This window comes from Pseudomonas sp. NMI542_15, assembly GCF_021283425.1.
Classification (GTDB): domain Bacteria; phylum Pseudomonadota; class Gammaproteobacteria; order Pseudomonadales; family Pseudomonadaceae; genus Aquipseudomonas; species Aquipseudomonas fortuita.
The window spans coordinates 485690-510988 of record NZ_JAJSRO010000001.1; the positions used below are offsets into that span (position 1 = coordinate 485690).

A 25299-nucleotide genomic window follows, 5' to 3' on the forward strand; every position below is an offset into this window, starting at 1 on the left:
GGATCAAGAAGTGACGAGTCTGAATAAGTCAGCCCCTACACCAGCTTCACCGCGTAAGCTCGGTATCGTTGGAGGGCTTGGTTCGCTCGCGGGTGGCGACCTTTTCTACAAACTGGTTAAGTCCCGAGCTGTCATGGAGAACCAGGCACGCTTCCACTTCCTGTTCGAACAACAGCCCTTCAAGGATGTGCTGTTGCCGCTCGATGCGAAGGCCAGCATGACGTCCCGGAAGTTCTACGTGTTTCAGGTGTGCAAATCATTTGAAGAGAGTAGGGTGGATGCGATCGTGCTGCCATGTTTCGCGAGCCATACCTTCCTGGCAGAGGTACAGGAAGAACTGAGCTTGCCGATCATCGACATGATGGACGCATTGGTGCAATCCATCGAGCACGTACTCAAGCCTGGCGGCAAAGTAGGGGTGATTGCTTCAGACTTCGTTCGCAATTCCGGCCTGTTTGAGTCACGCCTTGGCGGGCAGTACGAGGTCGTTTACCCCTCCGATGAAGCCCAGGTGGAGCTGATGACGTCCATGTATGGAACTGCCGGCATCAAGGATGGACACCTGGACGGGGTAGCTCTGGAGGGTGTCTACCGGGCATGTTTGTCACTTCAAGAGCAGGGGGTGAGCCTGATTGCTCCGGGCATGACGGAGCTGTCACTGGTCGCCCAGGATCTGCAGCGTCGTGGCCTGCCGGTACTGGATATCAACGAGATCTACGCGAGCTTCGCTACCGCAGAACCAGGTTCATCGCCTACGCCGGCGTTCAAGTTAGGAATAGTTGGCGGCGTGGGCCCAGCGGCCACGGTGGATTTCATGGGGAAGGTTGTGGCAGCAACGCCCGCTGGCCGCGATCAGGATCACATCAAGATGGTGGTCGAACAGAATCCGCAAATCCCAGACCGCACGGCCAATCTTCTGCGAGAGGAAACGGATCCGACGATGGCCATGTATTCCACCTGCAAGCGTCTTGAGAGTGCAGGTGCCCATGCGATCGCCATACCCTGCAACACCGCGCATGCTTTCGTTGATCGCATCCAGCCGCACCTGAGGATCCCGATCGTGAACATGCTGATGGAGACCGCCAGATGGATTTCTCAGCGCTACGGTAGGAATAAGGTGGTCGGTTTGCTGGCAACCTCCGGCACCGTACAAAGCCGTGTGTACCACGATGCGGCGCATCAGGCAGGGCTAACGATCATTACTCCTGGAGTGGAGTACCAGAGCATGGTCATGGAGTCGATTTATGGTGAGCGAGGGGTCAAGGCGGGACACACCCAAGGGATTTGCAGGACGCAGTTGCTGGTGGCGGCAGAACATCTGGTAGAGCTGGGTGCAGAAGTCTTGATCCTCGGGTGTACTGAATTGCCGCTGATTGAGGCTCATAACGAAGCGTTCGAGGTGGGTGGAAGAACTGTCGCATTGATAGACCCCACCACCATCCTGGCTCAGCGCTGTGTAGCACTCTCATCGGAGCGACCAGCAGACCTGGTCGAGTCGGAGCTGTAGCGCTGGGAAGGGAGCGTTTTACGTCGACTGTGCTGTTGGTACCGGCACAGTCGACGGCATTGATTCAAACGGATGCTCAGGTTGTCGCTCTCTGGCTTCACAAATGGGTTCAGCGCTTAGGATTGGTAGCTCTTTGCGAGGCGTTCAAACACCTGAATGCCCGAAGCAATCACCTGATCGTTGAAGTCGTAATGCGGGTGGTGCAACGGCATGGCATTACCGTCACGATTTGCCCCAAGCCAAAAATAGGCGCCTGGGCACGCCTGCAACATGAAGGCAAAATCCTCTGAGGCCATAGAGGCAGGCCCATTCCATTCGACACGCTCAGCGCCATTCAGCGCGATACCGATGTCCCGTACTCGTGCGGCGCAGTCAGGATCGTTCTTCGTCACAGGGTAGCCTTCGCGGTAGATCACGCTGCCGGTGCCCCCAAAGGACACAGGAAAGGACGTGGCCATGGAGCGGATCATGTTTTCCACTTGCTCACGAACCGACTGATCGAGGCAGCGTACGGTACCTTTTATCGTAGCGGTCTGAGGGATGACGTTGTAAGCACTCCCAGCCTCAACCATCGTGACACTCAACACCACTGAGTCCAGCGGTGAGATGCGCCGGGAGGTTATGGTCTGCAGAGCAGAGATAAGCTGTGCCGCAATCATGACCGGATCGATGCCTTTTTCCGGCATGGCGGCATGAGCTCCAGATCCGCTAATGCAAATTTCAAACGTGTCTTGGGAAGCCATCATCGCGCCGGGATTTACCGCGATTAGCCCTTCCTTCAGGCTGGGCCAGTTATGGAGGCCGTAGACGGCAACCATCGGGAATTTCTCGAAAAGACCATCCTCGATCATTTTTCTCGCTCCGGCGCCCGTTTCTTCCGCCGGCTGGAAAATGAAGTGGACATTGCCTTTGAAGCTCGAGTCACTGCAGAGGTATTTCGCAGTGGCGAGCAGGATCGCAGTATGACCGTCGTGACCGCACGCATGCATACAACCAACATTCTTTGATTTGTAGTCAGGGCTACCTAGCTCCTGTAGGGGCAACGCATCCATATCAGCTCGTAGCCCAATGAACGGGCCGCTACCGCGCGCCAGGGTAGCAACTACACCTGTCCCACCTAAGCCAGTGACAACCGCCAACCCGAAGCTCTCCAACAGCTCAGCGACTACCGTGCTGGTTCGATGTTCCTGGTAACCAAGCTCCGGATGCGCATGGAAATCGTGCCGCCAAGCTCGCGCCTGATCCACGATGTCGCTGAAATTGAAATTATCTGGCATGGGCATATTTCGATCCTTTTGACTCATGTTCATCCGGCGGTGTCACTGGTTGTCAGAGGCGCAGCCTTCTAGCCAGCCACGGCCTTAGCGTTACCTGTTGAAGTTGATGGCCAGAGTGTGTTGGTTACAGAGCGATCCAGGTCGTTTTGAGTGAGGTGTACTTATCCAGGGCATGAAGCGAGAGATCCCTGCCATTACCCGTTTGCTTCACGCCGCCAAACGGAGTTTGAATGCTGACGGCATCTACGGTGTTGACCGATACGGAGCCCACTCTCAGCTGACGTGCGACACGATGGGCGCGGCTGAGGTTTTCGGTGAAAACGGCGGCTCCAAGGCCATACACGGAGTTGTTGGCGATCTGGATCGCCTCGTCCTCGTCGTCGAACTCGATCACAGCCAGTACCGGCCCAAAGACCTCTTCCTGGGCAAGTGTGCTGTCCGGTTGGACTTGGTCGAAGATCGCGGGAGCGATGTAGGTGGTGCCGAGGCCACGATCAGAATCCGAAGTCAGGAGCCGCGCTTCTGATTTCCCGATGGCTATGTAGTCCCGAACCCGATCGGCGTGTTTCGGTTCAACCAGGCAGCCCATGGTCGAAGCAGGGTCAAGCGGGTCACCCGGGACATAGGCTTGCGCTGCAACCAACAATTTCTGAATGAAGGCATCTTTGATGCTGCGGTGTACAAGCAGTCGCGACGTGGCAGAGCACACTTCACCCTGGTTGAACAAAACGCCTTGGGCTGCGAGCTTCGCGGCTTTCTCCAGATCCCCGCAATCCTCAAAGACGATGTTCGCGCTCTTACCGCCGCACTCAAGCCACACAGGTTTCATGTTGGATTCGGACGCATAACGCTGGAAGAACTTTCCGACTTCGGTTGAGCCAGTGAAGGCCACGCAGTCGATGTCAGGATGCCGGCCTATGGCCTGACCTGCGGTCTCTCCAAGCCCTGGTAACACTTGGAACACACCGTCAGGGATGCCCGCACGCTGGGCCAGCTCTGCCAGTTTCAGCGCGGTCAAAGGCGATTGCTCAGCGGGCTTCAGGATGACGCTGTTGCCCGCTGCCAGGGCAGGTGCACATTTCCAGGCGGTCATTTTCAACGGGAAGTTCCACGGCACCACTGCGCCGATGACGCCGAGCGGCTCGCGTGTCACCGTGGCCACTACGTCCTTACCGATTGATGCGACTTCGTCGTAAACCTTGTCGATCGCTTCCGCGTACCACTGGAAAACCTCGGCAGAGGAAGGGACATCCAGATCGTAGGCATCAGTTACCAGCTTGCCCATGTCCATCGATTCCAGCACAGCGAGTTCTGCACGGTGCTCCATGATGAGCTGAGACAGTTTGAGCAGGACACGCTTTCGCTCGGAGGGTGGGCATTCTGACCAGCTACCACGCTCGTAGGCCTCACGAGCGTAAATGACAGCCGCATCAACATCCTCGGTATTGCACGATGCGATATCGGTAATCTTCAAACCTGTCGATGGGTTTATGCACTCGAACGTATAGCCAGAGAGTGATTGAACGAACTTTCCATTCAGGAAGGCTCGATTCTGAATTTTCAAGTTTTTGCTAAGTTCCAACCATTGGGCGTGGGTAAACCGTTCAGGTACAGTCATGTGCCATCCTCTTGAATTTTTTAGGCAGCTTTGTGAAAAGTAAAAAATACTTCTTATTTATTATTGAGGGCTTTCGGTGCTTACGTGCATCGCTCGCCTGGTTTTTCAACTTTCAAAAGCGATGCAAGCCACATGCTGCCCAGATAGAAAGCAGACAGTATCCAGCAAACTCCGCTGAGCCCCAGAGAATCTTGGAAGAGGGTGAACATGAGCGGGCCAAACCACATGCTGACCCCTGCACCGAGGCTTAGGCTCGCGAGCATCGCGCCCTTGTTTTGGGGGGAGATCAGGGGCATCAAGGCGGAGAGTGGAACGAAACCGGATAGCCCGATACCCCAGAATATGCCGTTGATGGCGACAGGCCAGAGGTTGCCCGGGAACCAGAGAGGTAGGTAATAGAAAAGAGGGGTGGTTATCGCACACACCAGCCCACCCATGTACATGATGGTTCTACGGTGGCCGAAGATGTCCCCGAAGAAGCCGGCCACGAGGTTGGCGATAATGTTGCTCATGAAGATGATGCTGAGCAGGTACAGCCATTCTGAAAGGACGAAACCGCCCTGGGCCGTGTAGAAAAACGGCATCACGGGCATGAACCCGTATAGCGACGCAGTGTTGATCATCCGAGTGAGTGAGCCAGCCGCCGCCTTAGGTTGGCGCCAGAGGATGGTCAAGCTGCCTATCAAAATTTTGATTTTGCTCTCGTTACCAGGCTTCAGCGGGCTTCGGCCGGTAGGCTCAGACATGCCCAACAGCGCCAGGAGTCCGCCGGCAGTGACAAGGATGAGGGAAAGCCAAAAGGTATTGATCTCACCGATGCGCGGAATGCTGAAGCTCGCCACCAGAGGTGCGATGGTCATCAGTCCAAGCGTATTGAAGAACCAAAACCAGCCCATGGAAGAGCCCAACATTTTGGTAGGAGCGGCGGCGGCGATCCAGCAGAGAAAACCGTAAGCAAACAGCGGGTAACCAAAGCCCCGTATGCCGTACAGGATCATCATCGCATGGTAATTTAGCGTTGCCAGGCCCAAAGCGATGAATGCTATCTCGAATATGATCCAGATGATGAGGCCTGCCCACATTACCTTGGCTGGCCCATAGCTGTCTGAAAGGGCGCCAGAAAGCCACGCGGAGATGGAAGCGCTTACTCCGTACACGGTGAAGAGAAGAGCAACCTGATTCGGAGTGAAACCGTTTTCTTTCAAAAATGAAGCTAAGAATCCAAGCTCAATGCCATCGCCAACCATGAAGAAAGTGAATCCGATAAAACCCATGAGTAGGGGAGCCGGAATTCCTATGCGATAGACTATCTTGCTGAGTGACGTGTTTGTATTAGTTTTCACGTATTCCACGATGGATCTCCTACCGGCGTCAGGCACCTCAATCGAAGATAGATTGAGGCGCTTCTGAAATATTTATAATTCTGTCGCGGTTCGATCTACGATTACGATTTTCGTAGCGGCAAGGTATCCATCGCTAGAAGTGTGTCCTCGTAGGATCGTATGCCGGCATCCGAGCCGAGTCCCGTCGCAACCAGGGCGCCGCACGTTGTCGCGAACCTGGCACATCCTTCAAGATCCATCCCTTTCGTCAGGCCGGTGATGAAGCCTGCGCTGTAAGCGTCCCCGCACCCGGTCGTATCACGAACCTGAATTACGTGAGCAGGAACATGGAATCGAATGCCATCTTGAGTGGCAACCAAAGACCCGTCCGCTCCGAGGGAAATGGCTACGACTTTGGCCCCCTTATCCAGGAAGTAGTCGGCGCAGTAGTTCACATCGCTGTTACCGCACAAGACGGCGGCCTCGTCGATGCTGGGCATGAAGTAGTCCACCCAAGGGAGCACGGGCGTTACGAACTGGAGGGTTTCAGCACCAGCCGAAATCAGATCGTAGGTAGTGATCCGACCCAGCTTCTTCGCCGCTTTCATGAACTCAACTGTTGGCGCGCCATCCACCTTGGGCAGGAGACCGGTGCCACCAAAGTGGACGATTCTGGCATCCAATGCCTTGGCTTGTACTTCAGGCGTGAGCTCGAACTCTGTTGAAACGCCACGCACATGGAACACTGGCCGTGACCCATCAGGTCGGATGGTCAAGATGGTCGATGAGGTAGAAATACCCTTGAATCGAGTCATCCCCGAGGTATCGATGTGGTACTTGGCCAAGGTATCCATGATGAAGTCGGCTTTCTCATCATCACCCACAGCCCCCACAGCAATGCAATCGAGCCCCAGCTTGGCTGCATCCACCACGCTGCCACCTGCGGTACCCGCCACGGTAAGGCGAATCTCGTCAATGAAGCAGCAACCGCCACCTGGTGGGATGGATTCAATCGGAACCCCAAGAATGTCGAGGGCGTAGAAACCAGTGAAGCTAGCGTCGTAGTACGCAGGGGTTTGATTATCCATGGTGCTTCTTCTCTTTAAGACCATAGGTGCCCCATTTCTTGAGCACCGCATCGATCTGATCTTTGGTGAGCAAAACTGGCTCTCCGACTTGGAGGCACGCGTGGTACTGACGAGCCAGCACCTCCACTTCGAGCGCAAGCCACAATGCTTTCTTCAGGGTGCTGCCAGTGGCAATCATGCCGTGATTGGCCATCAGGCACGCCTTGCGGTCTTGCAAGGCCGCCAAGGTGTAGTGCGAAAGCTCTTCCGTCCCGTAGGTTGCGTAGGGGACACAGGGAATGGAATCGCCCCCGGCAGCAGCGATCATGTAATGAACGGGTGGGATGGGCTTGTTCAGAATCGCCAGCGTCGTGCAGTAGATGGGGTGCGCGTGCACCACTGCGTTCACGTCCTTCAGCTCCCGAAGAATGTCCAGGTGGAACCGCCACTCGCTGGAGGGTTCCATGCCACGACTGGCAGTCCATTCGCCGTTCATTTTCATTTCAACGATGTCACCTGGCTGCATCACATCGTAGGGAATGCCGGAAGGAGAGATCAGCATTACGTCGCCGTAGCGGACGCTGACATTGCCTGAAGTGCCCTGATTGATGCCCAGGGCCGTCATCTCTCGGCACGCTTCCACGACTGCCTCTCGGGCCTGCCAGATATTTTCAAATTCCATATCTTGCTCCAGGAAGCTGTTACCAGGCGGTGTAGCCACCGTCGACCGAGAGGATTGCCCCAGTGATGTAGCTGGCAGCATCCGATGCCAAGAACAGCGCAGCGCTCGCCACTTCAGCTGGATCGCCACAGCGGTTCATCGGGGTGCAGTCCAGCCACTTTTCAAAAAGCTCAGGATTGCTGCGTGCCTGGAGGGTCATATCGGTGGCGATGTAGCCTGGCGCTAGCGCATTGACCCGAATGCCATCGTTTACCCACTCACAGGCCAGTGACTTGGTCATCATGTGCACCGCAGCCTTGCTGGCGATGTAGGCGGTACCGGATTGCGGGCGATTGACGATCTCACCGGACATGGAGCCGAGGTTGACGATACTTCCGGATTTTTGCTTGGCCATGATTCGGGCAAATTCCCGGCAGCACCAGAAATTGCCGTTGACGTTGACCTCCATCATCCGTCGCCAATCGTCATCGCTGACCTCGAATGGTGGAGTGATCTTCGAGATGCCGGCGCAGTTCACCAGCACATCCACGCGCCCTGAGCGGGCAGCGATGTCTTCAGCGCAGGTTTTCACGGCGGCTGAGTCCGTGATGTCCAGGCGGTAAAAATGAGCCTTGCTGCCCAGCTGGGACGCCGCAGCATCGCCAACCTGCGGGTCAAGATCCAGTAGCCAAACTGTGGCACCGAATTCGGTCAGCGCTTCCGCGACTGCGAACCCGATGCCTCGGGCCCCACCAGTGATAACAGCTACTTTCCCGGTAAAATCAAACTTAGATTTGTACATCTAATCCACCTTTATTTTTTTGATTGTCTGTTGATTTTGGCGAGCAAGGGCAGGGCGCATCATGGCGATGCACCTCTGCTGAACTCAAGGCAGCGTGATACAGCTCCTCCGCTGCTCAAGGAGAGCTTTGCTGACAAAACGGTTTAGGCTGAGCCTGGGTTGCTGGTCGCGCGGCAGTGCATACGAGGAGCGGTGAAAAACGAAACGATGGTCAAGCCAGGCTACGAGGGCTCCAGGGTTTGAGAGCTGGGCTGAAGCGTGGTCGAGCAGTGAGAGCCTGTACTTTCGCATCGGTGTTCTCCTGGACAAGCCCCAGCGGATGGGGCTACGAGCACCGTGTCACCGGTGCCTTTGGGCTCTGGTTATGACCAGACACGCTCTGGTTATAACCAGGATTTTTGCCGTTGGAAAGCGTTTTTGAAAAAAAATTGTGCTAGGCGGCTATCGGAAGGGCCTAGGCCGATTTCTGCTGGACAAAATCGATTTTTTGAAATATACGCTGCGGTTCTCGGGTGGAAGTGATTGATATGAGAGCATCGGAACAAGACAAGGACGCTGGAGCTATTCACGCTCTGCTGGAGCAGGCGTCTCCAGTAGACAGAACCAGTTCATTGCCGCTTTGGGTTCAGATTAAAGAGCGCCTGCTTGGCGTGATAATGGACGTATCAGTGCAGGCGAACGCTCGACTGCCATCCGAGAACACCTTGTGTGATTTATTGGGAGTATCTCGCCCAATCATTCGAATGGCGTTAGATGCCTTGGTCACACAAGGCTTGATAAGCAAAGTGCCTAGGCAAGGGATTTTTGTTTCTCAAAAACGGCAGGAAGTGGACTACGTTTCCCACAACAAAGGACTTTTTGGCGAAATCGCTAAAGGCTATAGCGTTACCACAAAAGTTCTCCTGGTAGAGCGAGCTAACCCCACGGAAGATGAGGTGAAAAAGCTTCAGCTACCACCTCCAGCCGACGTGTTACGTGTAAGGCGAATCTACTACGTAGATGGTGTAGCAACAGCCGTCTCAACTCTGCGCCTGGCAGGTCATAGAGTGCCTGGCATAGAGGCATGGATAAAGGACAGTGTGTCCGTCTATGGCATTATGCAGGAACGCTTCAGTTTGACCGTCACCGACTCTGAGCGGTGGTTTGAAGCAGTCATGCCAACCAGGGAGGAGGCTGAGCTTTTGGGAATAACCACAGGCCAGCCTTTGATAGGCATTGAGTCGATAGGCCGGACTAAGGACGGGCTACCCATTGAGTACTACAACACCGTCTATTCAACGACTAAGAGCCGGCTGCGAGTGACAGCGGGATAGAGCGGATACTTAGGTTAAGCAGACACGGGCTAGTTGCATTTGTTCAGAGGCGTTGCCGCTGCTGCCACCTTCAATGGACTGCAACGGCGTCTCAGATATCCTTCCGATAAGGAATTGATCATATCCACCGTGCTTTAGGTGTTTTTTTCCCTCCCCCTTGTTCTTGCGCATCGCCCCGTCGACGCAAATTTTTTGTTACGTTTGCAGCCTGCGCCCTTCGTAGTAACTGCCTGGCAAGGCGTATGACCCTCTGCTAGCTTTTTGCCACGACCAACGTCCAGGAGTGGGCTAGATGCAGGCGCAGGTGGATATCCGTTCATGGCTTCTTAAGCAAAATGACTGGCTTCAGGAGGCAGCAGACCGGCTGCTGAAGAAGGGCGAAATTGATGCACTCGATGTCGCGGATCTCACCGCGCTGATCAAAACACCAGCCGGTAGTAAGCCGTCATCACATCGCACGTTTGCCGAGTTAAGTCACCGCCATACCGTCCAGGATGAGCTGAGGCTCATCCAGATTGGCGAGGTTGCAGGCATCGAGAACCTGGAGCCTCGCAGGCCTCTGGAGTTCGGCTCGCACAACCTCTCTGTTATCTATGGGCACAACGGATCAGGCAAATCCAGCTACACCCGCATCCTGAAAAAGCTTTCAGGAAAACCCAGAGCTGCTGAGCTCAAAGCCAATGTCTTTAAAGCGGCCCCTCCAGCGAGTAGGTGCCAGGTCACCTCTGAGCTGAACGGCCAACAAAGCGCGCACGAATGGCACGTTGGCCAGCCCCTAATCGAAGCGCTGCGCAATATCGACATTTTCGACAGCGACGAGGCGAGCCACTACCTGACAGCTGAAAGCGCTGCCACCTACATCCCGTCTATCGTCGGCTTGTTCGAAAAGCTCGCCGTCGTCGTAGAGCAGGTGAGGGATGCCCTAGCAGCCGAGCAATCCAAGCTGGTTACAACCTTGCCCCAGATGCCTGCCATTTATGACGGCACGCCAGGTAAGCGTTTTTACGAGAGCTTGGGGGCAGTGACGCCAACCGTGTTGAATGAGGCATTGACCTGGAAGCCAGAAGAGGAGAGCCAGCTTACTGCCTTGATTGAGCGCTTGAAGGCAGAAGATCCAGGTGCTTTGGCTGTTCAGCGGCGACGCACCAAGGCGGAATTGCAGAAAGTTATCAGCGCGCTGAGTGGTGGCGCCGAAGCCTATTCTGACCAAAGCCTTAATGCGATCAGGGGGCTCAGGCAATCAGCCCAAGAAAAACGGCAGACCGCACTCGAAGGGGCCAAGATCAAGACAGCAGAGCTCGAAGGTGTGGGGTTACCTACGTGGAAGGCCATGTGGGAGGCTGCACGCGCGTTCTCAGCCTCGCCGTATCCGCACGATCAGTTTCCGGTCACCCATGACCAGGCGCGCTGTCCTTTATGTCATCAAACGCTGGATGAGCAGGCACAGCATCGACTTCAAGAGTTTGAGGCCTTCGTCCAGGGCAAGCTGGAAACAGATGCCAAAAACGCAGAATCGCTGTACGACAAGGCCTTAGAGCAGCTGTCGAAGATTCCGACAGAGCAAGAGATCACCACTCAATGCGAAGCAGCTGGACTGGGCTCTAAGGAGTGGTCTGAGTACCTCAAGGCGTTTTGGCTAACAGCATCACAAGCCCGGGCCGCACTGCATGCCCATGAAGCTGTGCATCCAGCACAACCAGTTGCCCCTCAGGCCGAAACAATCGCGTCGCTTACGGATTACGCAGGGCGCCTTGACGACGAGGCTGCTCAGTACGAAGCGGATGCTGTGCAGTTCGATAGGGCACAGGCGAGTAAGGAAAAACTGGGTCTGGAGGCGCGCAAGTGGATTACCGAGCAGGCAGTTGCTGTGCGTGCAGAGGTCGACCGGCTGAAAAAATCGAAGGCCTATGATGCTTGGAAGGCACTCACCAGCTCGCGGGCGATTTCCACCAAGGCAGCTGAGGTGACCCAGGCGGTAGTGACTGAAGCGTATGTCGGGCGCTTCAATCAGGAGCTGCGTGCGCTTGGTGCACACCGTATCCAGGTCGAGTTAATCAAAACCAGAGCGCGAAATGGTGTGGTGTTGCACCAGGTTCGACTCAAAGGTGCTCAAGACGCGCGCACCCAGCCTCAGGGAGTATTGAGCGAGGGAGAGCGCCGCATTATCTCACTCGCGGCGTTTTTGGCGGACGTGTGCGAGAAGCCAGGGGCAGCTCCCTTTGTTTTTGACGATCCTATTTCTTCTCTTGATCACGAGTTCGAATGGGCTGTCGCTTGTCGTCTGGTGGCGCTGGCGCAAACAAGACAGGTCATAGTCCTCACGCACCGACTGTCGTTGTACGGGATCTTGGAAGACCTGGCTCGCAAGGTCAGCGATGACTGGAAGTCCAAGCATTACCGCGCTATGCGAATCGAATCTTACGGCGGAGTTGCCGGCCACCCGTCTGACCAGGATGTATGGAATGCGTCGACCAAGAAGGCGAACAACATCTTGCTGACCCGGCTTACGGAAGCAAGAAAGGCCGGTGATGTCGGTGGCGCCGACGCGTACCGGGCCTTGGCGCAGGGAATTTGCAGCGAGTTTCGTAAACTCGTTGAGCGATCGGTTGAGGAAGACTTGCTCAACAAGGTCGTGCTCAGGCACCGGCGGGGAATCCAGACCGATGGCCGACTCCGAGCTATCCAGGGTATCCAGCTGGAGGACTGCAGGCTGATCGATGAGTTGATGACGAAGTACAGTTGTTATGAGCACAGCCAGTCGACTGAAATCCCGATGTTCATTCCTGAGGAGGCTGAGCTGAGGGTTGATCTCGAAGCGTTAAGCGTCTGGCGGGAACAGTTAAGCAAGCGGCGCGACGCTGCGGCATAACAATACCCCCCATGGGGCGCCTTAGGTTTTAGGCGCTCCTTTCCCATAGCCTGCAATATTCTTAGAAGGGCAGCTCAGCCTGCCCTGATCCAATCGCGTTCACAGGATGGCCAGGCCGTCCAGGCCTCCGGCGCGCGACGACTGTATGACCTATGGATTCTGGAGGAGGGCTCAATGCACTGAGCTCTGGCAATCCACCATCACTCGTCAGTGCGCGGATTTCATCGCTCAGCTTTGATATCAGCGTGGTTGTCGGTACGCCAGTGTCTTCGCTCACTGTGAGGGTAAGCAGAGCCAAAGGCGAGAGCTCAAGTCTGTCGCTCAATTGCTCCAACTTGTCCAAGGTGATACTGGACTTACCGCTTTCTAGCTTTGACAGGTATGTCCTGCTCGTCGTGTCGGCGAATCCACGTTGCGTGATGTTTCGCTTGCTGCGTAATGCCCGCAGTACGGTGGCAAATGGCGATTTCAGGGGCATGGGATTTTCCTCGCATCCAAACGATCATTGCACATGATTTTTCACCTTCTTCCTCGCCGAGATGACGCCCCACCCCTTAACGGAGATTGATTGCCACTGGTGCGCCCGGGAGCGGATCCGTACCGATGCGGGGCCACATGCGTCGACCTCGACCAGTGGCTAGCGTAGCACTGTTGAAATATACAGTATTCGAATTTATCCTTCGCGGAGAACATTTGTACTCTTGTCACGATGAAGGCCTATGGCGCATGCGCAAACCAAGTGATGACGATCTGCTCGAACCTTTTTTCACTCGTGAGGAGCTGCTTGAGCAGCGTTGTGACCTGCTTGAGTCCGAGCTCGCGGAGCTGGGGGATGAGCTGCAGGCGAGTCGCGAAAAAATATCGACCCTGGTGCTGATGTGGTCAGGTGTTACGTCTGAGTTGAGGGCGGCAGAGGCAGAAATCAGCAAAATGAAGCTCCAGCCTCTCGCTTAGCGATCATGATCGATCTCTCCTGCGTTGTAAGCGGCCAGGCCGCCAAAGGAGCTGCTCGCGTCGACGTACCTCAGCGCAGATTTCATATCCTTCCAGCCGACATAGCTCATAAGGCCTTTAATGTCCCAGCCATTTGCCGATGCCCAGGTTGCAAAGCCACGGCGCATCGAGTGGCTGCTGTATGCCTGCGCAGGTATGTCGGCTTCTTCCAGGATGCGCCTGAGCAGCGGAATCAGGCTGCTCGACTTGAGCCCTTTTTCTGACAGGTTCCCCCATCGATCAAGCTTACGAAAGATCGGGCCCTTGGAAATGCCGGCCACCGTGATCCAATTGATGTATGCATCAACCGGACAAAGCTTTTTAAGGGCAGGGGTGTGGAACGTCGTGCCTTGATGGGCGCGATCCGCTTTGGTGTAGGGGAGGTAAAAAGTGATGCCAATGCCGGCCTCGGCCTGGGTATCCTCGATCTGAAGACGGGCCAGTTCATCACTCCGAAAGCCACGCCAAAAACCGATGAGTAGTAGGGCGGCATCGCGGCGGTACCTCATCAGCGCCCGATAGTCTCCCGACTCGATCGCTTCTCCTGCTTTGCTATTCAGCCAATAGACGGCCTTCTCAAGGTGACGCAACTGAAGCGGCGCAGCCTGCTTCTGTTTGGCCGGGTGCACGACGCGGATGCCCTTGAGCATCTGCCGTACCTGGGGGGCCTTGGTTGGATCGGGGAAGCCCTGGGTGACATGCCATTGGGCAAGCGCTGCCAGGCGCTGACGCAGCGTGCTCAGCGCCAGCGATTCCGCATATTCCGCGAGATAGCGAACGATTCCCTCAGCTGTAGCAGGCAGGAATCCTCCCCATGCCACTTCAAAGTGCTCAATCGCAGCCCGATAGCTTTTGCGCGTGTTTTCGCGCTTGCCTGCCGTCAGGTATCGCTGCGCCTTGTCCATCTGCCATTTCCTGCCATTTGTACCGGGTCTGGAGACGATTCTCGCCGATTCCGGGCTATAAGAACAAATAATCCCCTATTATTTATTCTTGTAAATCCTACATTTTTCAAGATGTAAATTGAGTAAGATGTCACGTAGATACATGACATGTAACCCAGTACGAAATCGTAGGAGAGACCATGGCGCGCGGCGGCATCAACAAGGCATTGGTACAGAAAGCGCGTGCGGCGCTGCTCGCCCGTGGCGTTAATCCGAGCATCGATGCTGTGCGTGTTGAGCTGGGTAATACCGGCTCTAAAACAACGATTTCCCGGTATCTCCAAGAGCTGGAGGCTACCGATACCCGCCCTCAATCTGACCCGAACCGCTTGAGTGATGAGCTCATTGGGATCGTAGATCAGCTATTGAAGCGGTTATTGGAGGAGGGGAATGCTGCCCTGGCGCAGGAGCGCAGTTCGCACGAACAGAGCCAGGCGGCGCTGTACAGGCAGATCGAGGGGCTTGAGGAAGAGCTGAAGCAGGCTCAGCGAGAGGTGGCGAGCCGAGACATCGCGTTGGCGAGCCAGGCTGAGGAACTGAGCACCACGCAATCGTCACTGCAATCAGAACTCACCCGGAACGCGCGCATCAGCCAAAGCTGCACTGATCTTGAATTGCGGGTACAGGAGAAAGACGAGCAGGTTCGCTCCCTGGAAGAAAAGCACGCTCATGCTCGTGATGCTTTGGAGCACTACCGCAACGCGATCAAGGAGCAACGTGAGCAAGACCAGCATCGCCACGAGACTCAGCTCCAGCAACTGCAGCATGAACTGTTGCAGCTTCAGCAGACCCTCATGGTGCGACAGGACGAACTGACCAGACTAAACCGTGACAACGAACGCCTGCTGGGTGAAGCGCGCCAGCAGAGCAAGCTCGCGCATCAGAACCAGGACACACTGAAGCGCTTGGAAGGGGATCTGGGCTTGGCAAACATGGCTGCAGCGCGGGCAGAGGGAGCGAAAGATATGCTCCAGGAGCAGTTGGTGATCGCCAGGAATGCGACAGAGATTGCGAGCGCCGAAGTCGCACAGCTCAGAGCGACTTCGGCTGAGCTCAGCCAGCAACTGACAGACGCCAGGAAAGCTCTGACGGTTGTTCAAGGCACTGAACCTGATGACGGCGATAAGCAAGGGTGAAAAACGAAGGACTTGCTCCGCGCCAAATCGGCCAAACAGGCATCGCAGAAGGCCTGTAAACCTAATTTTTCACTTGTTAACCACCGAGGTTTACAAGTGAAAAAATACGTTTACAAGCCGATATTGTCAGGTCACTGACTGCTCGAAGGGCGACTGCTGCGTGCGCCTCTGATGATCGGAAGCAAACGTCTCTTACCGATCGGCCAAGCGAAGATACCGACGCAACTGCTCCCCTAGTGCCTCGAACACCTGAACGATCCTGTTAACTTTGCGCAGGTCGTTGTGCATTGCGACCCACACGTCTACCTCAAAGCCAAAATCGTGCGGCAGCACATGTATGAGGTCGTGCGATTTTGCTATTTGCGTCGGGCAGAGTCCGAAGCCTAAGCCCGCTTTCAGAGCGGCCAGCTGAGCGAGGTGATGATCAGAGGCGATGGCGAAATGCTGGTCGGCATCGCACAGACCGGCGTCGACAAGCCGACGCAAATCCGCTGAGCGTCTGTCCGGCCCGATCAGGGGCCGCTGGCGCAGCGACATTAGAGAGGCTGGATTACCATAGCGCTCCAGGCACCCGGCACTGGCATGGATGCCAACCCGCAAGCTGCCGACACGCCGCACCGTGATATCAGCTTCATTGGGCCGCATCAGCCGCACCGCAATATCCGATTGCAGCCTGGCGATGTCTTCAAGCGCGTCGCTTATGCTCAACTCAAGTTTGAGCCCGGCGCGTTCGTAATGGAAAGGGCGCAGCAGGTCAGGCAGTACCTCAACGCCAAGCAACTCGCCGCAGGTCAGCCGGACTGTACCGTGATCCATCGACGCTTCAGAGCTGGCCATGCGGTTGAAGGTTTGCGCGGCCAGATCCATGGCCTCCACATGTTCGATCAGGCGCTGCGCTCCGGCAGTGGGTGTCAGCCCTTGAGGTGTGCGGGCGAACAGACTCACACCGAGAGCGTGCTCAAGATGGTCAAGGCGCCGGCGCGCGGTGGCCTGGGCGATACCCAGCAACTTCGCCGCGCCGCTTAGGCTGCCAGAGCGCAACACGGCAAGAAACACACGCTGGCTTTCCCATTCAATGCCGCTCATACATTCTTTGCCAACAGTTGCTCCTAATTTGCTCTTCTGCCCGAGCCCGTGAAAAAGCGATCATTCACCCACATTTTTCCGGGCGTCATTGTAAGGAACTAACGCATGAGAATCACCGGTCAGTGCCGATGTGGGCAAGTCACCATTGAGATCGCGGCGCAGCAATTGCCGCCGCTGTATGCCTGCCACTGCTTGAACTGCCAACGCTGGAGCGGCAGTGCTTTTGGCCTGCACATGCTGAGCGCAGCTTCAATTGTTCAGGTGTTTGGTGAAACGGCGATCTTTAAGCATGAACACCAAGGTCAGACGTCCACCCAACATGCCTGCGGTAAATGCCATACCCGGCTATTCAACGAGACTACGGCAGCGCCCGGCATGCGTGTGGTACGGGCCGGCATCCTGGAAGGCTCTGAACGTTTCGAGCCGATTGCGCATATCTGGACACGGCGCAAGCAGCCATGGCTGGCGCTGCCGAAGACTACCGCGCAATGGGAGGAGAGCCCGACGCCCGAAGCATTTGCTGCCGCGCTAGGGTAAAAGTGCTTGCCCCTGATCGTTGCGGTTGGAAATCCTCGCGGTACAGGTGATCGCGCCCGCTAAAAAGTAGGCGGGCACCATCGCCCTTAACCCTGGATTTTAAATGGTGTGTTCACCCATCGCTGCCTCCGAATCCAGCTTGCTTACCCATCCGATTGAATTTGGACACGGTGCGTGACGCAGATGCAGTTCAAGTCGCTGTTTTCTGCGGGGCGCATAGAGCTCAGGCTGCGGGGGGCTTGCTAGAACTACCCGATGAGGACATTCGGCGACCGGCGCATTTGAACGCCCTTGCCATCCAGAGGCTGTAGTGCAATGCGTCCTAAAGGGAGCGGTCTTCGTTTCGTGATAAGTGGCCCAATGCCTAGACGAGCATCAGACCACACCGGTGGTGGCGTCAGGAGCGATCGTCATCCAGCAACGCTACAGCTCGGACGAAGCCTGCGGACGCATGCCTGATTTTGTAGGGGAAGCATGAGATCCAGAACCCAGATGAAGGGAGTTGCTCCAGGTTCGCCAGCTTTTCCATTTGACCGTAGCCTATGTCACGACCGGCTTTGTGGCCCTCCCAGACAATTGATGCATCCCCAGTCTGTGCGAAGCGCTCGCGGGTAAACTTGAAGGGCGCATCCCAACTCCATGCGTCCGTACCAACGACCCGAACCCCTTTTTCAAGGAGGTATAGAGTGGCATTGCGCCCCATCCCAACACCCGCATCGAGATAGCCAGGCTGCCCAAAAAGGCTTCCGGCGCGGGTATTGATCACTACGATTTCCAGTGGCTGAATCTCGTGATCGATGCGCCTCAATTCAGCCTCTACATCGGCAACGCTCACGACATACCCGTCTGGCAAGTGGCGAAAGTCCAATTTGACGCCTGGCTTCAAGCACCACTCCAGAGGCAGCTCATCGATCCCGTAGGCGGGCTTTCCACCATCCGTTGTCGAGGCATAGTGCCAAGGCGCATCCATGTGCGTACCGCTGTGCGTGGTGATACTTAGCCGTTCTGCTGCCCACGACTCGTTTCCAGGCAAATCTTCCTTGCGAAGCCCTGGGAACATCGCGGCCACCTCTGGCCACCCCTGCTGATGATCCATGTAGTCAATCTTGGGCAGTAGGGGTGGAGGATCCGTATAGGGGTTGTTGTCCAGGCTGACCGAGAGGTCGAGCATGCGAAATTTAGCCAAGTTCATGAGTAGTAATCCCTACTTCCGTGCTCTTGGGGCGAGTGAAGGGTGGGTACTTGCCGAGTGCGTTCCGAATCAGCTGGGCAGCCGAGCGATCATTCCGAAAGCCGAATTCCCGGGCGCGTGTGGCGCGCAGAGGAGGCAGGCTCCCGAACAGCGCCTCAAGCTGGGGGTCTGGATTGAACCGGATGTTTTTACTGTTCTCAGCGCCGAATCGCGATGCAAGAGCCTCAAGGATTTCACTTATGGAGAGCTGCAGAACTGGCAGTTGCCAGATTCGATTCCCCTGAGACTCGCTCAATTCTGCAGCACGGATAAGGTTGTCCACACAGCAGCTTGCCGACATCCACCAGCAGGTTGCTTTAGGTGAAACCGGGCACTCATAGGCTTCGCCAGCCGCATAGGCATGCAGCAAGTCGCTCATGAAGGCGGACTTCAACCCGTTCGGCTCCTGCGGGCGGGCCACGATCCCAGGCAGGCGGACAACGCGTCCGTCCAGCTCACCCCGGCGCACCAGATCTTCGATGCCGATTTCGACCATCCGCTTGTGTGCCGCATAGGACAGTTGCGGATGCGCAGGTTGAGACTCATCCATACGAGCCGGTAAATCCCCTCCATAGACCGCAACGCTGCTCGCATAGACCAGGACAGGAGGGCGCTGGCGGTTTCGGAGTTGCTGGAGCAATTCCAGGCTGGCTTGCAGATTGACCTGGTAGCCGAGATCGTAGTTGGCCTCTGCTGCACCGCCTGGAATGCTGACCAGGTGGAAAACAACATCGATGCCATCCGCTAGTACTCGCCGCAGAAGCGCAGGATTGGTGATGCTCCCTTCATGCCGGCGAAGACGGCTATCGTCAGGAAGGCCATCGGTAGTCTGGTCTACGGCAAGAATGGCTTCGATCTTTTGTCCGCGCAGTTGGCCTTGCTGCAGCAAGCGCTCGACGAGCTCGCGACCGACGAAGCCATTAGCTCCGCTGATCATTACACGCATGGCGCACCTCCTTGCACAATTCGCTGGTCGATCGGCCCGAAGAGTGCGCTACCGTCGGCGCCCTTCGCCTCCATTCGGACACGATCTCCGAAGCGCATAAACGGAGTGATGGGTGCACCGTTAGCAATGGTTTCAATCGCTCGACGCTCAGCGATACACGCTGACCCTACGGAGCGATCGTTGTTGGAGACAGTACCTGACCCTACAAGGGTGCCAGCGCTCAGACGGCGGGTGCGCGCAGCATGAGCAATCAGCTGGTGGAAGCCGAAGTGCATTTCACCCCCGTGCGGGTGTCCGAACCATTCACCATTCCACTCCACGTTCAGAGGCAGATGCACCCGACCATCTCCCCAAGCATCACCCAGTTCGTCTGGAGTCACGGCTACAGGCGCGAAGCTGCTGGAGGGTTTGGCCTGGAGAAAACCAAAACCTGTTTTCATTTCGCGTGGGCCGAGGGCACGCAAGCTGACGTCGTTCAACTGAAGCACTAAGCGGACATGGCGCAACGCCTCGTCTGCAGGGCATCCCATGGGAACATCGTCCAGCAGCACCGCAAACTCACCCTCGAAATCGATGCCGTCCGCTTCAGAGGGAAGCGCAACGTCTTCATTCGGGCCCAGGAAGTCGTCACCCGCACCCTGGTAGATCAACGGAATGGTGTCGGCGTTCTCGATCGGCTCCAGGTTAAATGCTTTCTGCATCAACTTGCCGTGGGTCAGGAAGCACGAACCATCTAACCACTGCCATGCCCTGGGCAGGGGAGCCATCAGTTGATCAAACGTGAGCACGAACGCGTCGGCAGCGTCACCAGAATTCAGCTGGTGGTACAGGGACGCCAGGTGCGCTTCAACATTCGCCCAATTCTCCAGTGCCGCCTGCATTGTGGGCGCTGCCTGCCCTGCGATAACTGCATGCTGCAGATCTCGGGAAACTACAATCAGCGTCCCGTCCCGGGTATCGTCGTTGAGCGTAGCGAGCTTCATCCCAGCAGCTCCTGCAGTTCAGGTGCGTAACGTCCGTCAAGCAGGATGAAGACCATCCGCGACATCTGTTCAGTACGGTTGCTCCAGGCGTGATTGGTGCCGCGCTGGACAACGATGTCACCTCGCTTGAGGTGCACTTCCTCTTCATCCAGCACCAGCCATACCTCGCCCTCAGTGACGATGCCGTAATCGAGCGTCTCGGTGCGGTGCATCAGCTTGTGCTTCGAGTCCGCTTTCCCGGTGCCGGCGTGAGACTCACCAATTTCTGCAAATGCAGCGGCAGCATCTTCGGCACTGACCTGGTTCTGTACGCTATCTGGCGGAATGTCCACGACGCGGATAACGCTGCCCAGCGGGCCAGGGCTCAGTTGAAGTGGCTGAGAGGTCGGGTCATCTGCGTTGTCCAGCGGCGCAGGGGTCGTCGCGCTGTTCCAGACTTCGTAGAAGACGGTGCCTGGCACTGCTTTAAGCGGGAAGTTGTTCGGCGTTGGCGCGCTGCTGGCGACCACCGCAAGGCCTTCACCATTGTGACCGGTTACCACACGCTTGAAAGTAGGAAGGGTTTGCATAGGATCTCCTTTAGTTTCCGTCACCGATGGTTGTGCCACCATCGACAATAATGTTCTGACCACTGATGAATGCGCCGCCCGGCGAGGCCAGCAGCAAGGCAACAGCAGCTACTTCCTCCGGGCGTCCAACACGGCGAAGCGGCGTCAGTGCGAGACGGCGCTGCATAACTTCGGCGTTATCGGTCAGGGGGCGAGCGAATTCGGTTTGAATCACACCGGGGCTGATCGAATTCACCCGAATGTTTTGCGGCCCCCATTCGACCGCCAGGTTGCGGGCGAGCTGCGAGAGGGCCGCTTTGGAAAGGCCATACAGACCGAGCGCTTTGTTCCCGCGCACGCCGGCAATGCTTGACATGAGAATGACGCTGCCACCGCCATGCTCAGCCATGGCGGGCAGTAATCCATTGGTGAGCCAGATAGCACTTCGCAGGTTCACGTTGAGGGTCAATTCCCAGTCTGCATCGCTCGCCGAGCTCATCGCCCCTAAGTGCGGCGCTACGCCGGCATTGCACACCAGGACGTCGATGCGCCCGTAATGCTTGATGGCCTGAGCAGCCAATGCATGCACCTCGTCTTGCTTGCTCAAATCAGCAGCAATCCCAATGGCATCAATCCCCGCATCATTCAATGTCTGGGCGACGCTAGACGTTTCGCTGTGACTTTCACTGCTCACAATTAACTTGGCGCCCGCTCGCCCAAGGGCATAGGCGATCGCAAGGCCTATTCCTCGTGTAGCACCGGTGATAAGCGCCGTTTTGGCACTAAGAGAAAAGAGTTCGTTCATACAGCACCTGTGCCTGAATAATCTGAGCGATGGGCGTCAGTCCTAGGCCGCACACATAGCGTCGCCTGCAACTGACAGCCCACCGAGCCTTTCAAAGTCGCTACGCCCACGGCACTGCCTTGTGCACTTCACTGCAAGGTGGGGTTTGAGTGTGCTTCTGCTCAGGAACAGCAACCGCTGATTTTTCAGGCGAACGCTGAGGCAGTAGGAAATAGGCCAGGGCAGGGAGGAGGATGAGGGCGCCGACCATGTTCCAGATGAACATGAAGGCAAGCAGCACACCCATGTCGGCCTGGAACTTGATCGGAGAGAAGATCCAGGTACCCACACCGATTGCCAGGGTCACCCCCGTCAGCATCACGACCTTCCCTGTGAAGAGCAGTGCTTGGTAGTAGGCTCGGGACAAGCTGGCGCCTTGACGCAGTTGCGCCAGGACGATGCTCATCACATACAGTGCGTAATCGACACCGATGCCGACGCCCAGGGCGATGACGGGGAGGGTGGAGACCTTGACCCCGATCCCCAGTGCCACCATCAAGGCCTCACAAAGAATGGAGGTGAGTACAAGCGGAAGAACTGCGCAAACCACGGCCCTCCAGGAGCGGAATGTCACCAGGCACAGCAAAGTGACCGCGCCGTACACCCACCAGAGCATGTCATGGTTGGCCTTCTTCACAACGATGTTGGTCGCCGCTTCGATCCCTGCACTCCCAGCAGCCATCAGGAATGTCGCGTCCTCCGAGGAGTTGGCCAGGGAGAAGCGCTCCACATTCGAAACCACGTCGGTGAGGGTGTCAGCCTTGTGGTCTTTGAGGTAGGCAAAGACTGTCAGGAGGCTGCAATCATCGTTGTACAAGCCGCGAGGAGCGCCCGCAGTGACCATGTTCAAGGTCGCTTGGTTGTTCACCAGCTCGTACCATTTCGGGTTGCCTTCCGAGAGGCCAACCAGCACACGCCGATTGAGCAGCGCCAACGAGTTTGTCGAATCTACGCCTTCAAGCCCGCGCAATTGCCAATCCAAATCGTCGACTTTCTTGAGGGTGCTGAATGCCGAACATTGCCCCGGTGGAGTCTTGATCATGACCGCAAAGAGGTCACTGCTCGCACCGTAGTGTTGGGTGATGAAGAGGTTGTCCTGGTTGTATCGAGAGTCAGGTCGCAGCTCAGGTGCCCCAGCATCAAGATCGCCGACCTTCAACTGCAGGCTGATCGCGTAGCCTGCGACGGCCATTGCAGCAGCAACGATGACGCAGGCTGTTGCCCAACGTTTGCGGGTGAACAGATCAAGGAAGCGCCATACCGCATGCTTGTCCGCGCCAGACGCCTCAGCCTCTTCTGCACGCAAGCTACGCCGAGCAGCTTTAGGGCTTACGCCGATGTAAGAAAGAACAATGGGCAACAAGATCAGGTTGGTGAAGATGAGTACCGCGACACCAAGGCTCGCAATCACTGCCAAGTCTTGGATCACTTGAATCTTGATGATCATCAGAACCGCGAAACCTACGGCGTCGCACAGCAGGGCGGTCAGGCCAGCCAGGAACAGCCGACGGAACGTGAAGCGTGCAGCCACCAGGCGGTGCATCCCGCGCCCGATGTCTTGCATGATGCCGTTCATTTTCTGCGCGCCATGGCTCATACCGATGGCGAATACAAGAAACGGTACCAACACCGAGTAGGGGTCGAGCTCGTACCCCAGCATCGGAAGCAGACCCAACTGCCATACCACGGCAACCAGCGAACACATGACCACCAGAAAGGTGCTGCGCACGCAGCGGGTGTACCAATAGAGCACTGCAGCGGTGATCAGGATGGCCACGCCGAAGAACACCAGGATCTGCTTCAAACCATCGATCAAATCACCCACGACCTTTGCAAAGCCCGTGATGTGAATCTCAACACCCTGAGACTGGTATTTGGCACGCAGCTGCTCAAGCTCATGAGCAAAGCTGGTGTAGTCCAGTGGCTGACCATCCGGCGTCTGCGCCAGCAGCGGAACATAGACAATGCTGGATCGCTGATCGAAGGCAACCAACTGGCCAATTTCGTTCGAGCGTTCAACGTTTCGTTTCAGCGCCTCCAAGCTCTTGGGCTCACCATCGTAGCCATCAGGGATAACTGGCCCACCTTCGAGACCTTCCTCTGTTACCCCCGTCCAGCGCGTAGACGGTGTCCACAAGGACTTCATGGCAGCGCGGTCGACACCCGGGAGCAGGTAGACCTCATCACTGATCTGCTCAAGGACTTTGAGGTATGTCTTGTCGTAGATGCTGCCCTGGGGATTGGCAACTGCGATGCGCACGGCATTACCCAGGCCCTTGAGTTCGTCGCGGTGCTCCAGGTAATTGACGATGAACGGATGCTCGCGCGGGATCATCTTCTCGAAGCTGGCGTTCAGCGTCAGGCGCGTGGCCTGCCAGCCCAGGAGCAGAGTAGCGGCAATGCAGAGCAACAGTACCAAAGCACGATTGTTGAACAGCGCGCGCTCCAGCAGGGAACCTGAGGCACTATTGAAGTCTTCGAGATTGCCCGAAGGGGGAGCGGAGGAGGTTGGTACATGCATGGCTTAATCCGCGATTTTGGAGAGGGAAGAAGGCGCAACACGTTGTGCTCCGGCTACACCCACAGCAACCAGGTTGCCGTCGGGCGTGGCTGTCACAGCACTGAGCGGAAGTCCTTCAGATACAGCGATGGGTTCAAGCTTCAAATCCTTGAGGCCGCCTTTCAGAACCATGCCGGTCTGATTGGTCAGGAGCAGCTGCTCACCCTCAACGCGAATGGCGTTAAGAGATGCCGGAGCAGGGGTATCGATCGCGTTGAAAGTGGCCCCGTCATCGTCAGAAGAGAAAAGCTTGCCTCGCAGGCCTCCGACGAGAAGTCGTCCGCTGGGCAGAATCGCGGCTGCGAAGTAGCTCCCATCGTAGGAGCCTTGGAGTGCACTGAAGCTGGCGCCGCCATCCGTAGAGCGGAGCAGAAGGCCCTGCTCTCCAGCGATCAGAATCTCGTCGTGGTGGCGAGCCATCGCGTAGTAATGCAATCCACGAGGATTCGGGAGATCCCCCATCTTGGACTGCCAGGTTTTCCCTCCGTCACGGGTAAGCAACGCAAGCCCGTAAGCGCCGACAACGATCCCGTTGTGGGCATCGCTGAAGTTGATCGCCAGAAGGGGCTTGTCAGCGCCATCCGCCGACAAACGCTGAGCGGAGGCAAGGCGCTTGGCGTCTCCAGAATGCTCAGCGGCCTGGAGCTCGATCGCTGCAGCCTGCGTGCCGTCCAGCTGTACTTGCCAGCTCGCCCCAGCGTCCGCGCTATGCAGCACAACGCCGGAGTGACCAACGGCCCAACCATTGGAAGAGTCCACGAACTGCACGCTGGTCAGCGTAGTGCTCACAGGACTTGGAGCTTGCCGCCAGCTCAGGCCGTTATCATCAGACAGCAGTACAACGCCGCGCTCGCCCACGGCAACCAAACGAGCGCCGGCGTGATCGATGTCCAGTAGCACTGCATGCAATGCTTGAGGCCCGAGCACTGAGGCTTGGGAGAGTCCATCATTGGCCCCGGCTGGCGCGACCATCGTGAGTGAGCAGCTTGCAAGCAAGAGCATTCCTGAGACTATCTTTTTCATCTCGTAAAACCTTTCTTGTTCTTATAAGAAGC

The 25299-nt window shown here is 56.6% G+C and carries 22 protein-coding genes; 6 read left to right on the forward strand and 16 right to left on the reverse strand.

Going from position 1 to position 25299, the window contains the following annotated elements; translation table 11 throughout:
- Positions 1-10 precede the first annotated feature (10 nt).
- Positions 11-1507 carry an aspartate/glutamate racemase family protein gene (locus LU684_RS02190; protein WP_232866483.1) on the forward strand — a complete coding sequence of 499 codons (1497 nt, stop codon included), beginning with the start codon at positions 11-13 and terminating at the stop codon, positions 1505-1507.
- Positions 1508-1623: 116 nt separating this feature from the next.
- Here the strand turns inward: LU684_RS02190 and LU684_RS02195 are convergent, their stop codons facing one another.
- The 6 genes from LU684_RS02195 to LU684_RS02220 all read right to left on the reverse strand — a co-directional run bounded on the left by LU684_RS02195 (position 1624) and on the right by LU684_RS02220 (position 8254).
- The gene (locus LU684_RS02195) at positions 1624-2811 is read right to left on the reverse strand and encodes a M20 aminoacylase family protein (RefSeq protein WP_232106900.1); all 1188 of its coding nucleotides are present in this window, start codon (positions 2809-2811) and stop codon (positions 1624-1626) included.
- Between the two features lie 97 nt (positions 2812-2908).
- Entirely contained in the window at positions 2909-4402 is a 1494-nt protein-coding gene (locus tag LU684_RS02200; RefSeq protein ID WP_181097980.1) for an aldehyde dehydrogenase, read from the reverse strand.
- Positions 4403-4482: 80 nt separating this feature from the next.
- The gene (locus LU684_RS02205) at positions 4483-5754 is read right to left on the reverse strand and encodes an MFS transporter (protein WP_181097981.1); all 1272 of its coding nucleotides are present in this window, start codon (positions 5752-5754) and stop codon (positions 4483-4485) included.
- A 92-nt stretch (positions 5755-5846) separates the two neighbouring features.
- Complete coding sequence (locus LU684_RS02210) at positions 5847-6812, reverse strand: carbohydrate kinase family protein (RefSeq protein ID WP_181126925.1); 966 nt, start codon at positions 6810-6812, stop codon at positions 5847-5849.
- Complete coding sequence (locus LU684_RS02215) at positions 6805-7473, reverse strand: L-fuculose-phosphate aldolase (protein ID WP_181097983.1); 669 nt, start codon at positions 7471-7473, stop codon at positions 6805-6807. The genes LU684_RS02210 and LU684_RS02215 overlap by 8 nt, the downstream gene beginning before the upstream one ends.
- Positions 7474-7492: 19 nt before the next feature.
- Positions 7493-8254, reverse strand: a complete 762-nt coding sequence (locus tag LU684_RS02220) for an SDR family NAD(P)-dependent oxidoreductase (RefSeq protein ID WP_181097984.1) — start codon at positions 8252-8254, stop codon at positions 7493-7495.
- A 512-nt stretch (positions 8255-8766) separates the two neighbouring features.
- Here LU684_RS02220 and LU684_RS02225 point away from each other — a divergent pair.
- Together LU684_RS02225 and LU684_RS02230 are read left to right on the forward strand one after the other, a co-directional pair.
- Positions 8767-9567: a GntR family transcriptional regulator gene (locus LU684_RS02225; protein WP_182365664.1), complete on the forward strand. Its 801-nt coding sequence runs from the start codon at positions 8767-8769 to the stop codon at positions 9565-9567.
- Between the two features lie 292 nt (positions 9568-9859).
- Positions 9860-12436, forward strand: a complete 2577-nt coding sequence (locus tag LU684_RS02230; RefSeq protein WP_181097986.1) for an AAA family ATPase — start codon at positions 9860-9862, stop codon at positions 12434-12436.
- 61 nt (positions 12437-12497) lie between these two features.
- Here LU684_RS02230 and LU684_RS02235 read toward each other — a convergent pair whose 3' ends face one another.
- Positions 12498-12914, reverse strand: coding sequence for a helix-turn-helix domain-containing protein (locus tag LU684_RS02235; protein WP_232894067.1), 417 nt, complete (start codon positions 12912-12914; stop codon positions 12498-12500).
- 248 nt (positions 12915-13162) lie between these two features.
- On the opposite strand from LU684_RS02235, the gene LU684_RS02240 reads away from it, so the two are divergent.
- On the forward strand, positions 13163-13390 hold the full coding sequence (locus LU684_RS02240) for a hypothetical protein (protein WP_181097988.1): 228 nt from the start codon (positions 13163-13165) through the stop codon (positions 13388-13390).
- Here the strand turns inward: LU684_RS02240 and LU684_RS02245 are convergent.
- Positions 13387-14334 (reverse strand): site-specific integrase, encoded by a 948-nt coding sequence (locus tag LU684_RS02245; RefSeq protein WP_181097989.1) that lies wholly within the window; start codon positions 14332-14334, stop codon positions 13387-13389. The two genes, LU684_RS02240 and LU684_RS02245, sit on opposite strands and share 4 nt — an antisense overlap.
- A gap of 179 nt (positions 14335-14513) precedes the next feature.
- On the opposite strand from LU684_RS02245, the gene LU684_RS02250 reads away from it, so the two are divergent.
- On the forward strand, positions 14514-15509 hold the full coding sequence (locus tag LU684_RS02250) for a DNA-binding protein (RefSeq protein ID WP_181097990.1): 996 nt from the start codon (positions 14514-14516) through the stop codon (positions 15507-15509).
- A 192-nt stretch (positions 15510-15701) separates the two neighbouring features.
- On the opposite strand, the gene LU684_RS02255 is transcribed toward LU684_RS02250, so the two are convergent.
- Positions 15702-16595 carry a LysR family transcriptional regulator gene (locus LU684_RS02255; RefSeq protein WP_181126924.1) on the reverse strand — a complete coding sequence of 298 codons (894 nt, stop codon included), beginning with the start codon at positions 16593-16595 and terminating at the stop codon, positions 15702-15704.
- Positions 16596-16700: 105 nt separating this feature from the next.
- Between LU684_RS02255 and LU684_RS02260 the strand changes: the two genes are divergently transcribed.
- Positions 16701-17132, forward strand: a complete 432-nt coding sequence (locus tag LU684_RS02260) for a GFA family protein (RefSeq protein WP_181097992.1) — start codon at positions 16701-16703, stop codon at positions 17130-17132.
- 397 nt (positions 17133-17529) lie between these two features.
- Here the strand turns inward: LU684_RS02260 and LU684_RS02265 are convergent, their stop codons facing one another.
- The 7 genes from LU684_RS02265 to LU684_RS02295 form a co-directional block, all read right to left on the reverse strand.
- On the reverse strand, positions 17530-18324 hold the full coding sequence (locus LU684_RS02265; RefSeq protein WP_182365679.1) for a cyclase family protein: 795 nt from the start codon (positions 18322-18324) through the stop codon (positions 17530-17532).
- The gene (locus tag LU684_RS02270) at positions 18311-19309 is read right to left on the reverse strand and encodes an NAD-dependent epimerase/dehydratase family protein (protein WP_181097994.1); all 999 of its coding nucleotides are present in this window, start codon (positions 19307-19309) and stop codon (positions 18311-18313) included. Before LU684_RS02270 ends, LU684_RS02265 begins: the two co-directional genes overlap by 14 nt.
- Complete coding sequence (locus tag LU684_RS02275) at positions 19300-20292, reverse strand: fumarylacetoacetate hydrolase family protein (protein WP_181097995.1); 993 nt, start codon at positions 20290-20292, stop codon at positions 19300-19302. The genes LU684_RS02270 and LU684_RS02275 overlap by 10 nt, the downstream gene beginning before the upstream one ends.
- Entirely contained in the window at positions 20289-20861 is a 573-nt protein-coding gene (locus LU684_RS02280; RefSeq protein ID WP_181097996.1) for a cupin domain-containing protein, read from the reverse strand. Before LU684_RS02280 ends, LU684_RS02275 begins: the two co-directional genes overlap by 4 nt.
- A gap of 10 nt (positions 20862-20871) precedes the next feature.
- Complete coding sequence (locus LU684_RS02285) at positions 20872-21645, reverse strand: SDR family NAD(P)-dependent oxidoreductase (protein ID WP_181097997.1); 774 nt, start codon at positions 21643-21645, stop codon at positions 20872-20874.
- A gap of 100 nt (positions 21646-21745) precedes the next feature.
- Positions 21746-24205, reverse strand: coding sequence for an efflux RND transporter permease subunit (locus LU684_RS02290; protein WP_181097998.1), 2460 nt, complete (start codon positions 24203-24205; stop codon positions 21746-21748).
- A 3-nt stretch (positions 24206-24208) separates the two neighbouring features.
- The gene (locus tag LU684_RS02295) at positions 24209-25267 is read right to left on the reverse strand and encodes a WD40/YVTN/BNR-like repeat-containing protein (protein WP_181097999.1); all 1059 of its coding nucleotides are present in this window, start codon (positions 25265-25267) and stop codon (positions 24209-24211) included.
- Between the last annotated feature and the right edge of the window lie 32 nt (positions 25268-25299).